The 2,775-nt window shown below is 62.0% G+C and carries 2 protein-coding genes; both read right to left on the minus strand.

Features of this window, described 5'->3' with window-relative positions:
- Window positions 1-516: 516 nt before the first annotated feature.
- Window positions 517-1,596: a CobW family GTP-binding protein gene (locus ACTHL0_RS20625; protein ID WP_440568743.1), complete on the minus strand. Its 1,080-nt coding sequence runs from the start codon at window positions 1,594-1,596 to the stop codon at window positions 517-519.
- 139 nt (window positions 1,597-1,735) lie between these two features.
- Window positions 1,736-2,775: class I SAM-dependent rRNA methyltransferase (locus ACTHL0_RS20630; RefSeq protein WP_440568744.1), on the minus strand; the 1,040-nt coding region annotated here is incomplete at its 5' end.

The following is a 2,775-nucleotide window of genomic DNA, read 5'->3' on the forward strand; positions in this document are numbered from 1 at the left end:
CTTGTCGCCCATCTTCAGGATTTCGGCTTCGGTCAAGAGTCGTTTCGTCGTCATCTGCGTGCTTCTTCAATGTGAGGCAAAACCCATACATATTGCCCGCACTTTCGTATTGCCCGCAAGCGGTGCCATGGAAGCGCCGGCGCCCGCGGCCCTGTAGCCGTCCAAACGCCGTCGCGCCGATGCGGGGCCGAACTCCGTAAGGAAACCGATCCTCGGGTGCTCCTACCCATTCGATACGGCGCCGCAACACGAGGTTCGCATAGCGCGAACCTTGTACAGCGACGTCTTTCGGTGTCTCGATTCTTTCGTTTTGGCCTTGTCCGGATAAGGTTTCCCGGCGCCGTTGCCTATCCGCCGTCCAGCGGCGGGGACGTATTGTAACTGAATCGATCTTGGGCGCTGCAACAGAGAAAACCCTGTCGAGGCACCCCCGACATCCTGAAAATATAGCGCGCGCCCGTTCAAAAAGCGAACCCCCGGCCAGCCGCGCGCGTACGGCTTCCCACCTGCCTCGGCTTAGACGAGGCAGGCGTCGAGCCCGTCGGTGATCAAATCCTGCGGCAAGTCGATGCCGATGAACACCATCTTGTTCGTCTTCTTTTCGACCGGCAGCCATTTGGACGCGAGGTCGCTTCCCATCATCTGGTGGACGCCCTGGAAGACAACCTTGCGATCGACGCCCTTCATGTAGAGCACGCCCTTATAGCGCAGCAGCCGCTCGCCGTAGATTTGCAGGACGCCGCCGAGAAAATCTTCGAGCTTGTTTGGATCGAACGGGCGGTCGTTACGGTAGACGAACGACTTGATCCGATCGTCGTGGTGCGCATGATGATGCGCATGCCCTTCGTGGGCGCACTGCCCGTGATCGTGATCGCAGTGCTCGTGGCCGTGATCGTGGCCATGTCCGTGATCATGATCGTGGCCGTGTTGGTGAGCGTGATCGTCTTCGGCCAGGAAGTCCGGGTCGATCTCCAGCTTCGCATTGAGGTTGAAGCCGCGCAGATCGAAGATCTCCTTGATGTCGGCTTCGCCGAAATTGACGACCTTGATCGTCGCCTTCGGATTCATATGAACGAGGCGGTGCCGCAGATCGGCCAACGAGGCTTCGTCGGCGAGATCGGATTTCGTGATGAACAGGCGATCGGCGAAGCCGACCTGACGCTGCACGACTTCGTGTTCGTCGAGTTGCGCATTCGCATGCTTGGCGTCGACGAGCGTGATGATCGCGTCGAGCAGGAATTCGTCGGCGATTTCGCTATCGATGAAGAAGGTCTGCGCAACGGGCCCTGGGTTGGCCAGACCCGTCGTTTCGATGACGACGCGGTCGAAGGCGATTTCGCCGGAGCGCTTGCGCTCGGCCAGATCGGCGAGCGCGCGATGCAAGTCGCCGCGGATCGTGCAGCAGATGCAGCCATTGCTCATCTGCACGATCTGCTCGGCCTGGTTCTGGACGAGGATCTCGTTGTCGATGTTCTCTTCGCCGAACTCGTTTTCGATCACGGCGATCTTCATGCCGTGCTTTTCGTTGAGGATGCGCTTGAGCAGCGTGGTTTTGCCGCTGCCGAGAAAGCCGGTCAAGATGGTGACGGGGATCATATTCAATCGCCTATGGGTCGAAATCAGGGACGGTTCAAGCGAGCCGGCCACGAAAATATTGAAGCATACCGTTGCTCGCACATCTTCGTGGGGAGGCACGTGCGGGGCGCGGGCATCAAGCAGCCGTACATGGGGGCGTTCAGACGATTTGCAACAGCAGCCCTTTCAGGTATTCGCCTTCGGGGAATGCGGCCAGCAACGGATGATCCACACCGGCACCGAGGCGCTTCAGGATGCGCGCGTCGACGCGGGCGTCGGCTGCCGCGCCCGCGACGATTTTCTGGAACAAGTCCGCATCGATCGCGCCTGAACACGAGTAAGTGAAAAGCAAGCCGCCCGGACGCAGCAGGCGAAAGCCCGACAAGTTGATGTCCTTGTAGGCGCGCGCCGCGCGATCGACATGTTCGCGCGCCGGGGCGAACTTCGGCGGATCGAGCACGACGAGGTCGAACCGCTCGCCTTCGTCGACGAGGCTGCGCAGGGTGCGGAAGGCGTCGGCATCGAGCCATTGCGCCCGCTGCGCATCGAAGCCGTTGACTTCGACGTTCGCGCGGGCAAGCGCCAGGGCTTCCCCCGACGAATCGATCGAGACGACCCGTTTCGCGCCGCCGCCGAGCGCCGCCAGCGAAAAACCGCCCGTGTAGCAGAAGCAGTTGAGCACGTCGCGGCCGGCCGCGTACGCTTGGACCAAGGCGCGGTTGTCGCGCTGGTCGACGTAAAAGCCCGTCTTGTGGCCGGTGCGGACATCCACGTGATAGCGCACGCCGTTTTCGCGCGTGACGAGCGTGTCGGGCGGCGCGTCGCCGGCCAACACGCCCGTCGTTTGTTCCAGCCCTTCCTTTTCCCGGATCGACACATCCGAGCGCTCGTACACATTCGGGCATCCCGTCGCACTGACGAGCGCCGCGACGATGGCTTCTTTCCACGCCTCGACGCCAGCGGCCATGAACTGGCAAACCAGTTGGCCGCGGCCCGCGCCGCTGTCTTCCACGTAGTAGTCGACGATGAGCCCCGGCAAGCCATCGGCTTCGCCGAAGATCAGCCGGACGGCCCCCGTCTCGCGTACGAAGGCTTGCCGGTGCGCGAATGCACGCTGGACGCGCCGTTTGAAAAACGCGTGATCGATCGGCTCGCCTTCGTCGAAGCTCCAGGCGCGCAGGCGAATCTGCGAGTGCGGGC

It is taken from the genome of Trinickia sp., assembly GCF_051961175.1.
Lineage (GTDB): Bacteria > Pseudomonadota > Gammaproteobacteria > Burkholderiales > Burkholderiaceae > Trinickia.

Coding starts and splice junctions, on each gene's coding strand:
- ACTHL0_RS20625 (WP_440568743.1), bottom strand. CDS start 1,596: ATGATCCCCGTCACCATCTTGACCGGCTTTCTCGGCAGCGGCAAAACC.